Origin of the sequence: Allosphingosinicella sp. (assembly GCF_036387615.1) — a bacterium.
Lineage (GTDB): Bacteria > Pseudomonadota > Alphaproteobacteria > Sphingomonadales > Sphingomonadaceae > Allosphingosinicella.
The window spans coordinates 20,580-36,412 of the sequence record NZ_DASVTH010000007.1 but is presented as its reverse complement, the minus strand read 5'-3'; the positions used below and the strand labels follow the sequence as shown (position 1 = coordinate 36,412).

Here is a 15,833-nt window from a genome sequence, read left to right as displayed (position 1 = left end):
GGTACCCTGATCCGCCACTCGGCTTGCAAGCATTCTCCATCGAGCCCGCTTCACCCACGCGGTCGCATCGGTTAAAGCGCAGGCCAAATGACTGCTCAAGCAAATCAATCCACCCGTTTCGTCGCGTATCGCCAAGGTGCTGGGCGCTTTACATCTCGCCTGCGCGTGTTCTGGCGCAAGCGCTGGGTAAAGGTGCTGGTCATCCTCGCCGCGCTGCCGCTCCTCGCCATCCTGCTCGCCTGGATCCTGTTCGCGCGCAATCTGCCGTCGGCGGAGACCCTGCTCACTTATCAGCCGCCGCTGCCGAGCAACGTCCGCTCGATCGACGGCGAGCCGATCCAGAGCTTCGCGCGCGAGCGGCGGGTGGAACTGGCGTTCGAGGAATATCCCCGCCAACTGGTCCAGGCCTATCTGTCGGCCGAAGACAAAACCTTCTTCAGCCATGGCGGGCTCGATTATCAGGCGCTCGGCGCTGCGGTCGTCAATTACGGACTTAGCCTGGGCACCGGTGATCGGGTCGCCGGCGGCTCGACGATCACACAGCAGGTCGCCAAAAATTTGCTGCTCGGCAATGATTATTCGGTTACGCGCAAGATCAAGGAAGCTTTCCTCGCTCGCCGCATCGAAGACGTGCTGACGAAGCCGCAGATCCTGGAACTCTATCTCAATCAGATCTTCCTCGGCCGCAACGCCTACGGCGTGCAATCCGCCGCCCGGGCCTATTTCGACAAGGATGTCGATCAGCTCGCGCTGCACGAGTCCGCGTATCTTGCGATTCTTCCCAAGGCGCCGAGCAACTATACCCCGGAGCGGCACGAGCGCCGTGCGCTCGCCCGCCGCAACTACGTGCTGGCCGAGATGGAGGCGAACGGGTTCATCACGCCCGCGGAGCGCGCCGCTGCCGCAGCGCAGCCGCTCGGCACTGTGCGCAGCCAGCAGAACACCGTGAAGAACGTCGGCGGTTATTATATGGAAGAAGTCCGCCGTCTGCTGGTCGAGCGCTATGGCGAGAAGACGGAGAAGGGTCCGCACGGCGTCTACACGGGCGGGCTGTGGGTCCGCACTGCCTACAATCCGGTGATGCAAAAGGCGGCGGAAGCGGCGCTTCGCGACGGCCTGCTACGTTTCGATGGAGGTCGTAGCTGGCGCGATCCTGGTCTCAAGATCGATATGGACCGCGATTGGCGCAGCCAGCTCTCGATCCTGGATTATGGGGTTGGATACGACGATTGGCGCGCGGCCGTGGTGATCGAGAAGGCAGGCGGGTCCGCTACGATCGGCTTCACCGATGGGAGCACGGGAACCCTATCCGCCTCGGCTGCTTCGATGCCGAAGCGGGGCACCGCAAGCGCGGCTTATGGCTTCCTGCAGCCCGGCACGGTGATCGCGGTCAAGAAGGTCGCCGGCGACAGCTATGCGCTGCGCTCCGTTCCCGAGATTGGAGGGGCGCTCATCGCGCAGGAAGTGGCGACCGGCCGCGTACTCGCGATGCAGGGCGGATGGGACGTGCGCGGCTCCTCGTTCAATCGCGCAACACAGGCGCTGCGCCAGCCGGGCTCCACCTTTAAGCCGATCGTCTACTCAGCTGCGCTCGACAACGGCATGACGCCGGCTTCGATCATTGTCGACGGCCCGTTCTGCGTCAGCCAGGGACCGGCGCTTCCGCAGAAATGCTTCCGCAATTTCGCCGGCGGAAATGCCGGCCCGCAGACGATGCGCTGGGGCCTTGAGCAATCGCGCAACCTGATGACCGTGCGTGCGGCCAATCAGGTCGGCATGACGCAGGTTACCCGGCTGGCGCGCCGGCTCGGCGTCGGTGACTTCCCCAACTATCTGTCGATCGCGCTCGGCGCCGGCGACACCACCGCGATGCAGATGACCAACGCCTTCGCGATCCTTGCCAACAATGGCAAGGAGGTGAAGCCGAGCCTCGTCGACTACATCCAGGACCGCAACGGCAAGCTCATCTACCGCGCCGATACTCGCCCCTGCGAGGGCTGCGACGCGCCCGACTGGAACGGCCGGCCGATGCCGCGTCCGCCACTTCGAACCAAGCAGCTGATGGATGCGATCACCGCCTACCAGATGGTCCATATTCTGGAGGGCGTAGTCGAGCGCGGGACCGCCACGCGGCTTCGCGCCCTCAATCGTCCGCTATTTGGCAAGACCGGCACCACCTCGGGCCCGCGCGACGTCTGGTTCGTCGGCGGTACGCCCGAAGTCGTGGCGGGCATTTATGTCGGTTATGACAAGCCGCGCAGCCTTGGCGGCGCCGCGCAGGGCGGACGCATCGCCGCGCCGATCTTCCAGCAATGGGCGGCGGCTGCGCTGAAGGACATGCCCAAGGTCCCGTTCCGCGCGCCCGCCGGGACCCGCATGGTCCGCGTCGACCGGCGCTCGGGCCGCAAGGTGTTCGGTGTCTTCCCGACTAGCGCCGATCCCAAGGCGGCGGTGATCTGGGAAGCCTTCAAGCCGGAAAGCGAACCCAAGCGCACGGCCCGCCGCTACGAAGTGGCAAGTTTCGAGGAACGGCGCGCGGCGTTGCTGGAGCGGCTGCGCAGCGGCAACGCGCGGCTGGCTCCCCGGCCCGCGCCACGACCGCGCCGGTCTGAGGCGCGAGTCGAACCAGAGCCGGTGCCAGACGCCTTGCCAAGCGAGACCGGGATTTACTAACTGCCTCTCACTTCTCGTCACCCCAGCGAAGGCTGGGGTCCATCCAGGCTCGGTGCCAAGTTCCGCTTCTGTATGGATGCCAGCCTTCGGGGTTCCTGGCATGACGTGACCATGTAAGGACACGTCCATGCGCGCCGAAGCGCAAACCTATGCCGACCAGATCCGGTCCGCCCTCGATCTTCTTCGCCGCTTCCTCGACTGGGATCGGGCGCTCCGGCGGCTCGACGAACTCAACAATCGCGTCGAGGATCCGGCGTTGTGGAGCGACGCCAAAGCCGCGCAGGAGGTGATGCGCGAACGGCGGCGGCTGGATGAAGCGATTACGGCCACTCGCAAGATCGAGCAGGAGCTGAGCGACACGCTCGAGATGATAGAGCTGGCCGAAGCGGAAGGCGATCAGGCGTTGGCCGACGACGCTGTCGCCTCGCTCGCCGAGCTGGCCGATCGGGCCGAGAAGGACAAGGTCACCGCCCTGCTCGCCGGCGAGGCCGATGCCAACGACACCTATATCGAGGTCAATGCGGGCGCGGGCGGCACGGAAAGCCAGGATTGGGCCGAGATGCTGCAGCGCATGTACACGCGCTGGGCCGAACGCCGCGGCATGAAGGTCGAGCTGGTCGATTACCACGCCGGCGAGCAGGCCGGCATCAAGTCCGCGACCCTGCTGATCAAGGGCGAAAATGCCTACGGCTATGCCAAGACCGAAAGCGGCGTGCATAGGCTGGTGCGGATCAGCCCCTACGATTCCAACGCCCGCCGCCACACCAGTTTCTCGAGCGTCTGGGTCTATCCGGTCATCGACGACAACATCGATATCGAGGTCAACGACAGCGAATTGAGGATTGATACTTATCGCGCATCGGGCGCGGGCGGGCAGCACATCAATACGACCGACTCCGCAGTCCGCATCACCCATTTGCCCACCGGCATCGTCGTCCAGTGCCAGAACCAGCGTTCGCAGCACAAGAACAAGGCTGAGGCGTACAACCAGCTGCGCGCGCGATTGTACGAGCGCGAACTGCAGATCCGCGAAGCCGAAGCCAATGTGACCGAGTCTAACAAGACCGACATCGGCTGGGGCCACCAGATCCGCTCCTACGTTCTCCAGCCCTATCAGCTGGTCAAGGATCTGCGCACCGGCGTCACCTCCACCGCTCCGTCGGACGTGCTGGATGGGGATCTCGACCGCTTCATGGCCGCGGCGCTGTCGCAGCGCGTGTCCGGCGAAAAGGTCGAGGTGGAAGATGTGGACTAGACGCTCGAGTGCGATCGCCCTCGCTCTCCTTGCCCCCGCCTGCGATGCCCAACAGCCCGTCAAATCCTCTTTCCCGGAACCGCAGCGGCCCGTCGCTCCAATCGTGTCCTCGCGCTATTCCAATGAGGATGCGCGGGACAGCGTCGGCGAGTTTGAGACGGTGATGCAGCTGGCCGGCGTAGCCTCCGGGATGTCCGTGGCCGATATCGGCGCGGGCGAAGGCTATTACACGGTTCGCCTGTCCCCGCTGGTCGGGCGCCAAGGCCGTGTTCTGGCCCAGGATATCGTGCCCGCGACCCGCGACGAGCTCGCCAGGCGCGTCAGCCGCGAGCGGCTCGACAATGTTGCGGTCAAACTTGGCGAGCCGAACGATCCGAAGCTGCCGGACGTGTCTTTCGACCGTATTTTCCTCATTCACATGTATCATGAGATCGCCCGGCCGAGCGAATTCCTCTGGCACATCCGCACCGCGCTCAAGAAGGATGGGAGCCTGATCGTCGTCGACGCGGATCGTACCACCGATCGCCACGGCACGCCGCCCCGCCTGCTGCTCTGCGAGTTCAGCGCGGTGGGATATGAACTGGCCCGCTTCGAGCGGCTGCCGGACAGCGACTCCTACTTCGCCCAGTTCATCGCAAAGGGGGCTCGCCCCGAGCCAAGTGCGATCCCGATTTGCCCGGCCTGACGCTTCAAAGAAGGCCCAGCGCGCGGAAGCTGCGGCATTCGCCGCCGGCGAAGATCAGGTGATCGTGGATCTGGATCCCGAGTTCTCCCGCAACCCTGATCAAAGTGCCGGTGGCAGCCTGGTCGGCTGCGCTCGGCATCGGGTCCCCACTGGGATGATTATGTGCAAGAATCAATCCGGTGGCATTCAGCCGAAGAGCCTCTGCAATGATCGCCCGTAGCGGCAGATCGATCGAAACTTCCCCGCCGAGCCGGGTCTCGCTCACGCAAAGCACCGTGCCGTCTGAGCCGAGGTAGAGGACCGCGAGGCGCTCGCGAGCGGCGCCCGCGAACGTCGGTGCCAGCAGATTGGCGGCGTCGCGAGCGGTCCCGATCCGGATCGGCGCTGAATCGGCAGTGGGCATCGGCGGATTGCATGCCAGTCCCAATGCCGGCCTGCCCCTGCCAGATGATCCGAACCGGAGGTAAGTTACTCTATTCCGGAGAGAAACCGCCACGCTTGGAAAGCCACCGATCCGCCGCCATAAGCGGCCCATGCAGGCCTACCACCAGCTTCTCCAGCGCATCCTCGACGAAGGCGTGGCCCAGCAGGACCGCACGGGCGTCGGCACGCTCAGCGTGTTCGGCCACCAGATGCGCTTCGACCTTGCCGACGGGTTCCCGCTCGTCACCACCAAGAAACTGCATTTGCGCTCGATCGTCATCGAACTGCTCTGGTTCCTGAACGGCGACACCAACGTGCGCTACCTGCAGGACAACAAGGTCAGCATCTGGAACGAATGGGCCGACGAAAGCGGGGATCTCGGGCCCGTCTACGGCAAGCAGTGGCGGTCCTGGGAAGGTCCGGACGGCGCCCGCATCGACCAGATCGCGCAGCTCATCGAACTTATCAACCGCGATCCCGCCTCGCGCCGCCAGATCGTCTCCGCGTGGAACCCTGCCGAGCTTCCCCGTATGGCGCTCGCCCCCTGCCACTGCCTGTTCCAGACCCAGGTGGTGAACGGGCGGCTCAACCTCCAGCTCTACCAGCGAAGTGCCGACGTGTTCCTGGGCGTGCCGTTCAACATCGCGAGCTACGCCTTGCTTACCCACATGCTCGCGCAGCAGTGCGGGCTGGAACCGGGCGTGTTCGTCTGGACGGGCGGCGACTGCCATCTTTATTCCAACCACCTGGAGCAGGCCCGGCTGCAACTCACGCGGGAGCAGCGGGCCCTCCCCCGCCTGACGATCAAGCGCCGCCCCGACGCGATCGACGGCTACGCCTACGAGGACTTTGAGATCAGCGGCTACGATCCCCACCCGCACATCGCCGCGCCGGTGGCGATCTGAGGCAAGAGGTCGTCTTGGTCGTCGCCCGCGCGGACGATGGCGTGATCGGCCGCAATGGCAAGCTGCCCTGGCATATCCCGGCGGATCTGAAGCGCTTCAAGGCGCTGACGCTCGGCACGCCGATGATCATGGGCCGCAGGACGTTCGAGAGCCTGCCGGGCCTGCTGCCGGGGCGGCGGCACATCGTCCTCACCCGCGGCAGCGCCTGGGAAGCGGACGGGGCGGAGGTCGCGCGCACGCCTGAGGAGGCGCTGGAGCTTGCCGGGCCGGGCCGGGTGTCGGTGATCGGCGGCGCGGAGCTGTTCGCTTTGTTCGAGCCGCTGGCGGACAGGATCGAGCTGACGGAGGTGCATGAAGATATCGAGGGCGACGTGACCATTCCACCGTTTGGTCCGACGCGATGGCGTGAGGAGGCCCGTGAGGCCCTGCCAGCCACGGACGGCAAGCCCGGCTTCAGCTTCGTCACCCTGGTCCGCGCATAGCCACCTCGCGTCGGCCCGGACTTGATCCGGGCCCAGGCTTCTTTGTGGCCGGGGAGCAGAAGATCGCCCGGCCTCGGATCAAGTCCGGGGCGACGTCACGTGAGGATTACGCGCGCCTTCGCCGGGATGACGAGCAGGTGAAAGCGCCCTATACCCCGCCGCATGGAGCGGCTGGAGGGCGGCTCGGCGGTTCCGGCTTCGCTTCGTGGGGGCATCGTCGCGCTCGGCAATTTCGATGGCTTTCACCTCGGCCACCAGGCGGTGGTGGGCCGGGCGGTCGAGCGCGCGCATGCCGAAGGGCGGCCGGCGCTGGTCGCCACGTTCGACCCGCACCCGGTGCGTTTCTTCGAGCAGGACCTGCCGCCCTTTCGCCTCACCAGCCTCGACCAACGCCAGCGCCTGTTCGCCACGGCCGGCGCCGATGCGATGCTCGTGTTCCGCTTCGACGGCGCGCTGGCTTCACTCGCGGCTGAAGAGTTCGTCAGCGAGCATCTGGTCCGCCTGATTGGAGCGGCGGGCGTGGTGACCGGCGAGGATTTCACGTTTGGGAAAAACCGCGGCGGCAATGTCGAGGTGCTGCGGAGGCTGGGCACGAGCCACGGGCTCAGCGTCGACGCGGTCGCGCCGGTGCTGGGGGATGGCGAACCCGTCTCCTCCAGCCGCATCCGCGAGGCCTTGCAGGCCGGCGATTGCGACACTGCCGCGCGGCTGCTCACCCGCCCGTTCGCGATCGAAGGCGTCGTCGAACATGGCGACAAGCGCGGCCGCACGATCGGCTACCCGACCGCGAACCTCGGGCTCGGCAAATATCTCCGCCCTCGATACGGCATCTACGCGGCACGTGGGCGGCTCCCTGACGGGCGCGTGCTGGACGGCGCTGCCAATCTCGGGATCCGGCCGACCTTCGAGCCGCCCAAAGAGCTGCTCGAAGCGCACTTTTTTGAATTCGCGGGCGACCTTTACGGGCAAACGATCGAAGTGAAGTTGATCTCCTTCATTCGCCCCGAAGCGAAGTTCGATGGCCTGGGGGCGTTGACGGAGCAGATGGGACTGGATTGCGCAGAGGCGCGGCGGCGGCTCCTGTGACCAAAGGGAAGGTAGCCCTGATCTTCATCGCGCTGGTGGCGGTCACCTTGTCGCTGATCAACGCCTCTTGGCTGGCGCCGACCCCGCCCGGCCGGCTGAAGCTGGTCGCGCATCGCGGCGTCGGCCAGCAATATGACCACGAGGGCGTTCGCCGGGACACGTGCACCGCGACGCGCATACACCCGCCCGAGCACAACTACCTGGAGAACACAGTCCGGTCGATGCAGCGCGCCTCGACGCTGGGCGCGCACTCGATCGAACTCGACATGCACCCGACGACCGACGGACATGCCGTCGTCTTCCACGACTGGACCGTCGATTGCCGCACCAACGGCAAAGGCGTGACGCGCGAGCACAGCCTTGCCGAGCTCAAGAAGCTCGACATCGGATACGGCTACACCGCCGACGGTGGCAGGACCTTCCCGCTGCGCGGCGCCGGCATCGGCGCGATGCCGACCGTTGAAGAGGTGCTACAGAAGTTCCCGAACCAGAACTTCGTGTTCAATTTCAAGAGCAAGGACCCGCGCGACGCCGACATCCTTGCCGCGGCCTTCGGGCGCGCAGGCGTGACGCTCGACGACCGCTACTCCTTTTATGGCCACGAACGCGTGCTCGAGCGCATGCGCAAAATCGCTCCGGGCGTTTGGATCTGGAGCAAGGACAGCGTGAAAGCCTGCGCTCTCGACTATCTCTACTGGGGCTGGACCGGCTGGATTCCGGAGAGCTGTCGAAACGGCACGGTCGTGGTGCCGCTCAATTATCAATGGGCGGTCTGGGGCTGGCCCAACCGCTTCCAGCAGCGGATGGCGTCGGTGAACGCCCGCGTGATCGTGATCGGCGAGATGGAGGATCAAGGCTCGGCGCGAGGCATCGAACGACCCGAACAGCTCGGCGAGGTGCCGCGCGCCTTCAAAGGTTATCTCTGGGTCGACGACATGTATGGCATCGGCCGCGCCCTCGGGCGCTAGACGCTCCCCCTCCCCGCCGCTAAGCCCACGTCCAAATGTCCGAAAAACCCGATTACAAAGACACGGTCTTCCTGCCCAAGACCGACTTCCCGATGAAAGCCGGTCTCGCGAGCAAGGAGCCCGCCATCCTCGCGCGCTGGGCGGACGAGGACCTGTACGGGCAACTCAGACGAGAGCGCTCCGGGCGCCCCCGCTTCATCCTCCACGATGGCCCGCCCTACGCCAATGGCGACATCCACATGGGCCATGCGATGAACAAGATCCTAAAGGACATGGTCCTCCGCGCGGCGAGTCTCAGGGGTTTCGACGCGCCCTACATTCCCGGCTGGGACTGCCACGGCCTGCCGATCGAATGGAAGGTCGAGGAAGGCTATCGCAAGAAGAAGCTCGACAAGGACCAGGTCCCCCGCGCCGAGTTCCGCGCCGAATGCCGCGCCTTCGCCGAGAAGTGGGTGGCGGTGCAGTCCGAGCAGTTCCAGCGTCTGGGCGTGATGGGCGAGTGGGACGATCCCTACCTCACCATGCGCTACGAGAGCGAAGCCGCGATCGTCGCCGAGCTCCACAAGTTCGCGATGACGGGCCAGATCTACCGCGGCGCCAAGCCGGTGATGTGGAGCCCGGTCGAGAAAACCGCGCTGGCCGAGGCGGAAGTCGAATATGAGGACATCACGTCCACCCAGATCGACGTGGCGTTCGAGATTGTCGAGAGCCCGATCCCCGAGCTGGTCGGCGCCCATGCGGTGATCTGGACGACGACGCCCTGGACGATCCCGGTCAACCAAGCGATCGCCTACGGGCCGGAGGTGGAATACTACCTCATTGGCGAGTGGGGTGGGCCGAAGCTACTCGTCGCCAAAGCACTGGTTCTTTCAGGCGAGTTGTACGGCCGGGTCCTGTCACAGGACGCGCGTGAGATATACTGGGAGGGCAAAGGCTCCGATCTCGCCGGCGCCGTCGCCCGTCACCCAATGCATCATCTCGGGGGCTTCTTCGCCAAGCCCCGCCCGTTCCTTCCCGGCGAGTTCGTCACCACTGATCAGGGCACCGGCCTCGTCCACATGGCGCCGGATCATGGCGAGGACGATTTCCTGCTGTGCAAGGTGCACGGGATCGACACCGTGTTCGCGGTCGAGGATGACGGGCGCTACCGCGGGGACTGGGCCTGGCTCGGCGGCCAGGGATCGGTGATCAACGCCAAGTTCAACGCCCCCGACGGCCCGATCTGCTCGGACCTGCGCGAGGCCGGCGCGCTGCTCGCGGCGAGCGCGGATTTCAAGCACAGCTACCCGCATTCGTGGCGGTCCAAAGCCAAGGTGATCTTCCGCGCGACGCCGCAATGGTTCATCCCGATGGATCAGCCTAGCGACGCCGGCTCGCAAAGCGAGCCGTCCTCCTCTCCCTCCCCCCTTGCGGGGGAGGGCGGGGTGGGGGGTGCGAGTGCGCAGCACTCGCGCGCTCCTGCGGAGCGCACCCCCTCCCCAACCCCTCCCCGCAAGGGGGAGGGGCTAAGAGCCACCGCCCTCACTGCCATCGACTACACCCGCTGGGTCCCCGAGAAATCCCGCAACCGCATCCGCGCGATGGTGGAAGGCCGCCCGGACTGGGTGATCTCCCGTCAGCGCGCCTGGGGGGTGCCGATCGCGCTCTACGTCCATCGCAAGACCGGCGAATATCTCCGCGACGAGGCGGTCAATTCCCGCATCGTGCAGGCGTTCAGCACCGACGGCGCAGACGGCTGGTTTACCGGCGATCACCAGCGGCTGCTCGGCAACGACTACAACCTCGCCGATTACGAGCCGGTCAACGACATCCTCGACGTGTGGTTCGATAGCGGCTCCACCCACGCCTATGTGATCGAGGAGCGCTACGGCGAGGGCGTCCGCGCCGACATTTATGTCGAAGGGTCCGACCAGCATCGCGGCTGGTTTCAGTCCTCCCTGCTCGAAAGCGCCGGCACCCGCGGCCGCGCGCCCTACGAGCAGGTGCTGACCCACGGCTTCGCCCTCGACGCGCAAGGCCGCAAGATGTCCAAGTCGATCGGCAACGTCGTCGATCCGCTCGCCGTCATCCGCGACAATGGCGCCGATATCCTGCGCCTGTGGGTCGCCTCGACCGATTATTTCGAGGATGTCCGGATCGGCAAGGAAGTGCTGGCCGGCACCTCGGACGCCTATCGCAAGCTGCGCAACACCTTCCGCTACCTGCTCGGCGCCCTCAGCGACTTCGACGAGGCCGAGCGCGTCACGCTTGCCGAAATGCCCGACCTGGAGCGCTACATGCTCGCCCGCCTGATCGAGCTGGACGCGACGCTGAAAGCCGTCGTCGGCACCGACGCCCAGCCCGCCAGCTACGAATTCGGCCGCTACGCGCGCGCTCTGACGGACTTTGCGAACAACGAACTGTCCGCCTTCTTCTTCGATATCCGCAAGGACTGCCTTTATTGCGACGCGCCGGACAGCATCAAGCGCCGTGCCTATCGCACCGTGCTCGACACCCTGTTCCACGCCCTCGTGCGCTACGCCACGCCGATCCTCGTCTTCACCGCCGAGGAAGTCTGGGTCAGTCGCTTTCCCGACGCCGGTTCAGTTCACCTCCTCACCTGGCCGGAGCTAGATCCAGCCTGGGCGGAGGATGTGGACCGCGCAGAATGGGACAAGTTGCTGGCCCTGCGCTTGCTCGTCTCCGGGGAGATCGAACCCAAGCGGCGTGCCAAGGAACTCGGCTCCAGCCTGGAAGCCAAGGTCACGATCGGCTATCCCGACGATCTTGACCGCCCGCGCGCGACCACGCCCGAACTCGCCGAACTCTTCATCGTCTCGGATGTGGGTTTCGAGAAAGCTGCATCCGGGCCGACGATCATCGTCCACCGCTCCGACTATGAAAAATGCGGCCGCTGCTGGCGGCTGTTGCCCGAAGTTTCCGAGGACGGCGCGCTGTGCGCCCGCTGCGATGAGGTTGTGAATGGCTGATCCGACATCCTCCGGTGCGGCCGAGGCCAACCAGCAGTCCGGTGCATATCCGCCGGTCGGCCAGCGCGGCGCCCCCGCCGCCCGCGCTCGCGCGGGGGCTGGCGACCATCGCACGTTGGCCTTCAGCATCGCCGGTATCGTGTTCGCGCTCGATCAGCTGACCAAGTTCATCGTCACGGACACGCTTCGTTTGCAGCAGCGTCGCCACATGGACCTGCTCAGCTTCTTCGATCTGACCTGGATCGAGAATCGGGGCGTCTCGATGGGCTTCCTCACGGCCAGCAGCGATTTTGCGCGGTGGCTGCTGGTCCTGTTCACCGCCGCAATCGCTGCTGGGGTCGTGTACTGGATCTGGCGTGAGAAGCGCCGCGACGACGCGATGGCGCTTTCGCTCGTGCTGGGCGGCGCGCTCGGCAATATCGTCGATCGCATGCGGTTCGGCTATGTGGTTGATTTCGCCGACTTGCATTTCGGAGAGTGGCGTCCCTTTTTGATCTTCAATGTTGCCGATGCAGCGATTACAATCGGCGTTCTGCTTCTGTTGGTTCGCGCCCTTCTGACGCGCGAAACGAAGCCTTCCCGGAAGGAAGTTTGACATGCGTTTCGTGATCCTCGCCTCGGCTGCCATGCTGACCCTTGCCGGTTGCGGCTCCAGCGGCGGGCTTTATCGCGACCGGCCGGACGAGTTCGCCGTCGCCCGTAACGCGCCGCTGGTGGTGCCGCCTGATTTCGCGCTGCGGCCGCCCCAGCCGGGCGCCGTGTCGCCGACCGCGACCGACAGCCGCACCCAGGCGATCCAGACGCTGTTCGGCGGTCCCGCTCCACGCAGTGCTGGCGAAACGCAGGTGCTGAGCGAAGCCGAAGCCGATCGCGCCGCTCCCGGTGCGCGCTCGGTCGCGGGTGATCCCAACACCAACGTCGTCGACAAGGGCAACGTCACCCAGACGATCCTCGCCGTCCCTGAGGGCAACGGCAAAGAGGCGAGCGTCGCCACGCCGCAGTGAGCCGCGTCTAAGCGGCGGCCAACGGAGCCTTACTCCGTCGGCTTGCCGTCGTACTCGTCGTTTTCCTCGTCCTTTTCGGCCTGATCCTTGCTCTTGTGGACCGTCTTGTCCTTGTGATCGGGCGGACCGTAGAGCGTATACATGGTGAGCAGGTCATCGCCGGTGTTGCGCACGTTGTGCTTGGCGCCCGCCGGCACGATCACCGCGATCCCGTCCTCGACCGGATTGCTCTTGTCGTTGATCAGCACCTCGCCAGTGCCGCTCTCGAAGCGAAAGAACTGGTCCTTGTCGTCATGTACTTCGGCGCCGATCTCCTCGCCCGGTTTGAGCGACATCAGCACCAACTGGATATGCTCGCCCGTGTAGAGCACGCGGCGGAAATCGGTGTTGTTGAGGGTCAGCTCCTCGATATTGTCGCGATAGCCCTTCTTGCTGTTGCCCTTGGCGTCGTCGCCCTTTTGGTCACCCATGCCCGTACCTCCGATTTGGTTCGGCAGATGAACAGCGGCGGCACGCTCCTGTTCCCTAGCTGAGCAGGAGACCGGCGAGCGCGGCGCTCATCAGGTTTGCAAGCGAACCCGCAACCAGCGCCTTCAAACCGAGCCGGGCGATGACCGGCCGCTGATTGGGGGCGAGCCCGCCCGTCACCGCCATCTGGATCGCGATCGAACTGAAATTGGCGAAGCCGCACAAGGCGAAGGTGACGATCGCGCGGCTGCGCTCGCTCAACGCGCCCGACCCCAGCTTGCCGAGATCGATGAACGCGACGAATTCATTGAGCACGATCTTGGTGCCGAACAGGCCGCCGGCGGTGCCCGCCTCGGCCCAGGGGACGCCGATCAGGAACATGATCGGCTGGAATACCCAGCCGACAATCTGCTGGAAGCTGAGATCCGGCCGGCCAAACCAGCCGCCGACCCCGCCGAGCAGGCCGTTGGCAAGCGCCACAAGCGCGACGAAAGCGAGCACCATCGCGCCGACCGCGACGGCGAGCTTGACGCCGGTCTGCGCACCCTGCGCCGCCGCCATGATGATGTTGGCCGGCCGCTCGCCGTCCTCGAACGTCTCGGCGACCTCGATATCGTCCGTTCGCCCCGGATGCGCTTCTGGCAGCAGAGCCGCGGGTCCGGCGCCGCTGATCCGCCCGGCGGGGAGCTCGAGTTGCTCCGGCTCAGGCGACGCCTTCTCGTCCGGCATCATGATCTTCGCCATCAGGATGCCGCCCGGCGCGGACATAAAGGCGGCGGCGAGCAGGAACGGCAGATATTGCGGCCCGAGCAGGCTTGCATAAGCGGCGAGGATGGTGCCCGCGACGCCGGCCATGCCGACCGTCATGAGGGTGAACAGCTGCGGCGGGGTCAGCGCCGCCAGGTAGGGCCGCACCACCAGTGGCGATTCCGACTGGCCGACGAAGATGTTGGCGGCCGAGCCGAGCGACTCCACCCGTCCGATCCCCGTCACCCAGCCGATCGCGCCGCCAACCCAGCGCACGATCCGCTGCATTACGCCGAGATAATAGAGGATCGACACCAGCGCCGCGAAGAAGATGATCACCGGCAGCGCGCCAAGCGCGAAGGTGTTGGCAAGCGGGTTGGTCGCGGTCGGCCCGAACAGGAATTCCGTCCCCTTGGTCGCATAGCCGAGCAGGTTGGAGACGCCGTGCGCCAGGCCCTGGATGCCGGCCCGCCCCCAGGGCGTGTAGAGCACCAGCACCGCGATCCCCGCCTGCAGCGCGAAAGCGGCGGCGACGACGCGCAGCCTGATCGCGCGGCGGTTGGACGAAAGCAGGACGGCGATGCCCAGGATAAGCGCCATTCCCGGCAGCGCAATCAGCCCGCTTTGCATCGCCGCTCCACTCCCACCCTCGTTCGGCGGCGACTTTGCTGGAATGAGGTGGCGCGGCAAGCCCTTTTTCCGCGCCGGGAAAGCAGATAGGGCGCGGCGATGTCGACCAGCCCCCCTCCCGCCCTGCCCCGCTCGCTGTTCCTGTTCGCAATTCTATACGGCGGCATGGTCTGCATCGCGGGCGTGCTCGGCGCCAAGCAGGTTGCCTTGGGGCCGCTCGCGGTCGAGGCGGGCATTTTCCCGTTCCTGTTGCTGGTCGCCTTGTCGAGCGCGGTCGCGGAACTGCACGGCCGGTCGGTCGCGGACAGCCTGGTCCGGTTCGGCTTCGTGCCGCTTCTCGCCGCGATCCTGCTCACCTGGATCGTCATCCAGCTGCCGACCGACGAGGGTATGTATGAACCCGCCAAGCCGGCCTTCCCGATCGTTCTCGGCCAGACCTGGCGGCTGATGGCGGCCGGCATCGTCGCTTACGGCGTGTCGCAGTCGCTGAACGTGCTCCTCTTCTCCAAGGTGGCGGGAGGCCGCGGCCGGCTTGTCGCCGTGCGGGCGATGGTGGCGGGCGCTCTCAGCCAGATCGTCGATACCCTGATCTTCATCACCATCGCCTTCTACGGCGTGCGCCCGATCGCCGATCTAATGCTCGGGCAGATGCTCGCTAAGGTGGTGTTGTCGATCGTGCTGATCCCGGTCGTGATTACCGGCCTGGTGGCGCTGGGGCGGAACCTCGACGGCGCTCGAAAGAGCTGAACAAAGGCCTCAGCGCGCGAGCCGGGCCGTGACGAAGTAGTCCAGGGACAAGTCCCTGCCCAGAGTGAAGCCGCGCGATGCGGAGAAGCTGAGACCGGCGATGTCCAGCACCTCCAGCCCCGCTCCTGCGAGTAACGAGCGAAGCTCCTCCGGGCTCAGGAACTGTTTCCAATCGTGCGTGCCGCGCGGAATCTGTCCTGTGCCCTCGCCGATCACGATCAACGCGAGCCGCGACACGGCGGTCCTGTTGGGAGTCGACATGATCAGCAGGCCGTCCGGCGCGAGCGCATCCGCCAACCCGCTCACGAAGGTTGCCGGCTCACTCACATGCTCGATCACCTCCAGGCAGGTGACGAGATCGTAGGGCCCGGCAAGCGCCTCCACGCTGCCTACGCGGTAGTCGATGTCGAGGCCCTGCCCCTGGGCATGCACCCGCGCCGCCGCCACATTCTCGGGCGCGGGATCCACCCCCGTCACCTTGGCTCCGAGCCTGGCCAGGGGCTCGGCCAGAAGCCCCGCCCCGCAACCGACGTCCGCGGCGCGCTTGCCCGCCAATGGTCGCCGATCCGTCTGGTCGGCCTCCCAATGACCATTCACCTGGTCGCGTATATAGCCGAGCCGAACCGGGTTCAGCCGGTGCAGCATCGCCGAGGAGCCCCGCGGATTCCACCAGTCCTCCGCCAGCCGGCCGAAGTGCGCCGCTTCCTGCGGATTGACCGTGGAGCCGGAACTCTCGCTTGCGCTTGCCATGCCCGGCCTCATATCGGCTGACCCCTCCTCTCCCAAGTGCT

The 15,833-nt window shown here is 65.9% G+C and carries 15 protein-coding genes; 11 read left to right on the top strand and 4 right to left on the bottom strand.

From position 1 onward, the window contains the following. Positions 1-87: 87 nt before the first annotated feature. The 3 genes from VF631_RS01195 (at position 88) to VF631_RS01185 (ending at position 4,613) form a co-directional block, all read left to right on the top strand. Positions 88-2,673, top strand: a complete 2,586-nt coding sequence (locus VF631_RS01195; protein ID WP_431848435.1) for a penicillin-binding protein 1A — start codon at positions 88-90, stop codon at positions 2,671-2,673. 127 nt (positions 2,674-2,800) lie between these two features. Further along, positions 2,801-3,928 (top strand): peptide chain release factor 2, encoded by a 1,128-nt coding sequence (gene prfB, locus VF631_RS01190; RefSeq protein WP_431848434.1) that lies wholly within the window; start codon positions 2,801-2,803, stop codon positions 3,926-3,928. A 103-nt stretch (positions 3,929-4,031) separates the two neighbouring features. Next, entirely contained in the window at positions 4,032-4,613 is a 582-nt protein-coding gene (locus VF631_RS01185; protein WP_431848433.1) for a class I SAM-dependent methyltransferase, read from the top strand. Between the two features lie 4 nt (positions 4,614-4,617). On the opposite strand, the gene VF631_RS01180 is transcribed toward VF631_RS01185, so the two are convergent. Next, positions 4,618-5,016 carry a JAB domain-containing protein gene (locus VF631_RS01180; protein WP_431848432.1) on the bottom strand — a complete coding sequence of 133 codons (399 nt, stop codon included), beginning with the start codon at positions 5,014-5,016 and terminating at the stop codon, positions 4,618-4,620. 130 nt (positions 5,017-5,146) lie between these two features. Between VF631_RS01180 and VF631_RS01175 the strand changes: the two genes are divergently transcribed. The 7 genes from VF631_RS01175 to VF631_RS01145 all read left to right on the top strand — a co-directional run bounded on the left by VF631_RS01175 (position 5,147) and on the right by VF631_RS01145 (position 12,450). Beyond that, positions 5,147-5,941 (top strand): thymidylate synthase, encoded by a 795-nt coding sequence (locus VF631_RS01175; RefSeq protein ID WP_431848431.1) that lies wholly within the window; start codon positions 5,147-5,149, stop codon positions 5,939-5,941. A 14-nt stretch (positions 5,942-5,955) separates the two neighbouring features. Further along, on the top strand, positions 5,956-6,423 hold the full coding sequence (locus VF631_RS01170) for a dihydrofolate reductase (RefSeq protein ID WP_431848430.1): 468 nt from the start codon (positions 5,956-5,958) through the stop codon (positions 6,421-6,423). 162 nt (positions 6,424-6,585) lie between these two features. Then, positions 6,586-7,509 (top strand): bifunctional riboflavin kinase/FAD synthetase, encoded by a 924-nt coding sequence (locus tag VF631_RS01165; protein ID WP_431848429.1) that lies wholly within the window; start codon positions 6,586-6,588, stop codon positions 7,507-7,509. Further along, positions 7,506-8,477 carry a glycerophosphodiester phosphodiesterase family protein gene (locus VF631_RS01160; protein WP_431848428.1) on the top strand — a complete coding sequence of 324 codons (972 nt, stop codon included), beginning with the start codon at positions 7,506-7,508 and terminating at the stop codon, positions 8,475-8,477. The genes VF631_RS01165 and VF631_RS01160 overlap by 4 nt, the downstream gene beginning before the upstream one ends. Before the next feature lie 35 nt (positions 8,478-8,512). Further along, positions 8,513-11,446, top strand: a complete 2,934-nt coding sequence (gene ileS / locus VF631_RS01155; protein ID WP_431848427.1) for an isoleucine--tRNA ligase — start codon at positions 8,513-8,515, stop codon at positions 11,444-11,446. After that, on the top strand, positions 11,439-12,041 hold the full coding sequence (gene lspA / locus VF631_RS01150) for a signal peptidase II (protein WP_431848426.1): 603 nt from the start codon (positions 11,439-11,441) through the stop codon (positions 12,039-12,041). Before ileS ends, lspA begins: the two co-directional genes overlap by 8 nt. A 1-nt stretch (position 12,042) precedes the next feature. Next, on the top strand, positions 12,043-12,450 hold the full coding sequence (locus VF631_RS01145) for a DUF3035 domain-containing protein (RefSeq protein ID WP_431848425.1): 408 nt from the start codon (positions 12,043-12,045) through the stop codon (positions 12,448-12,450). A 29-nt stretch (positions 12,451-12,479) separates the two neighbouring features. Here the strand turns inward: VF631_RS01145 and VF631_RS01140 are convergent, their stop codons facing one another. Then, positions 12,480-12,920, bottom strand: a complete 441-nt coding sequence (locus VF631_RS01140) for a cupin domain-containing protein (protein ID WP_431848424.1) — start codon at positions 12,918-12,920, stop codon at positions 12,480-12,482. Positions 12,921-12,975: 55 nt separating this feature from the next. Next, complete coding sequence (locus tag VF631_RS01135; protein ID WP_431848423.1) at positions 12,976-14,295, bottom strand: NupC/NupG family nucleoside CNT transporter; 1,320 nt, start codon at positions 14,293-14,295, stop codon at positions 12,976-12,978. A 99-nt stretch (positions 14,296-14,394) separates the two neighbouring features. Here VF631_RS01135 and VF631_RS01130 point away from each other — a divergent pair, with 99 nt between their 5' ends. After that, a complete protein-coding gene (locus tag VF631_RS01130; RefSeq protein WP_431848422.1) occupies positions 14,395-15,042 on the top strand; it encodes a queuosine precursor transporter in 648 nt (215 codons plus the stop codon). Between the two features lie 9 nt (positions 15,043-15,051). Here the strand turns inward: VF631_RS01130 and ubiG are convergent, their stop codons facing one another. Next, complete coding sequence (ubiG, locus tag VF631_RS01125) at positions 15,052-15,792, bottom strand: bifunctional 2-polyprenyl-6-hydroxyphenol methylase/3-demethylubiquinol 3-O-methyltransferase UbiG (RefSeq protein WP_431848421.1); 741 nt, start codon at positions 15,790-15,792, stop codon at positions 15,052-15,054. Between the last annotated feature and the right edge of the window lie 41 nt (positions 15,793-15,833).

What these genes read in the sequence shown, in the direction of transcription:
- lspA (WP_431848426.1), top strand. Translation starts at nt 11,439, where the DNA reads ATGGCTGATCCGACATCCTCCGGTGCGGCCGAGGCCAACCAGCAGTCC.
- VF631_RS01165 (WP_431848429.1), top strand. Translation starts at nt 6,586, where the DNA reads ATGGAGCGGCTGGAGGGCGGCTCGGCGGTTCCGGCTTCGCTTCGTGGG.
- VF631_RS01130 (WP_431848422.1), top strand. Translation starts at nt 14,395, where the DNA reads ATGTCGACCAGCCCCCCTCCCGCCCTGCCCCGCTCGCTGTTCCTGTTC.
- prfB (WP_431848434.1), top strand. Translation starts at nt 2,801, where the DNA reads ATGCGCGCCGAAGCGCAAACCTATGCCGACCAGATCCGGTCCGCCCTC.
- VF631_RS01135 (WP_431848423.1), bottom strand. Translation starts at nt 14,295, where the DNA reads ATGCAAAGCGGGCTGATTGCGCTGCCGGGAATGGCGCTTATCCTGGGC.
- ileS (WP_431848427.1), top strand. Translation starts at nt 8,513, where the DNA reads ATGTCCGAAAAACCCGATTACAAAGACACGGTCTTCCTGCCCAAGACC.
- VF631_RS01145 (WP_431848425.1), top strand. Translation starts at nt 12,043, where the DNA reads ATGCGTTTCGTGATCCTCGCCTCGGCTGCCATGCTGACCCTTGCCGGT.
- VF631_RS01175 (WP_431848431.1), top strand. Translation starts at nt 5,147, where the DNA reads ATGCAGGCCTACCACCAGCTTCTCCAGCGCATCCTCGACGAAGGCGTG.
- ubiG (WP_431848421.1), bottom strand. Translation starts at nt 15,792, where the DNA reads ATGGCAAGCGCAAGCGAGAGTTCCGGCTCCACGGTCAATCCGCAGGAA.
- VF631_RS01140 (WP_431848424.1), bottom strand. Translation starts at nt 12,920, where the DNA reads ATGGGTGACCAAAAGGGCGACGACGCCAAGGGCAACAGCAAGAAGGGC.
- VF631_RS01195 (WP_431848435.1), top strand. Translation starts at nt 88, where the DNA reads ATGACTGCTCAAGCAAATCAATCCACCCGTTTCGTCGCGTATCGCCAA.
- VF631_RS01180 (WP_431848432.1), bottom strand. Translation starts at nt 5,016, where the DNA reads ATGCCCACTGCCGATTCAGCGCCGATCCGGATCGGGACCGCTCGCGAC.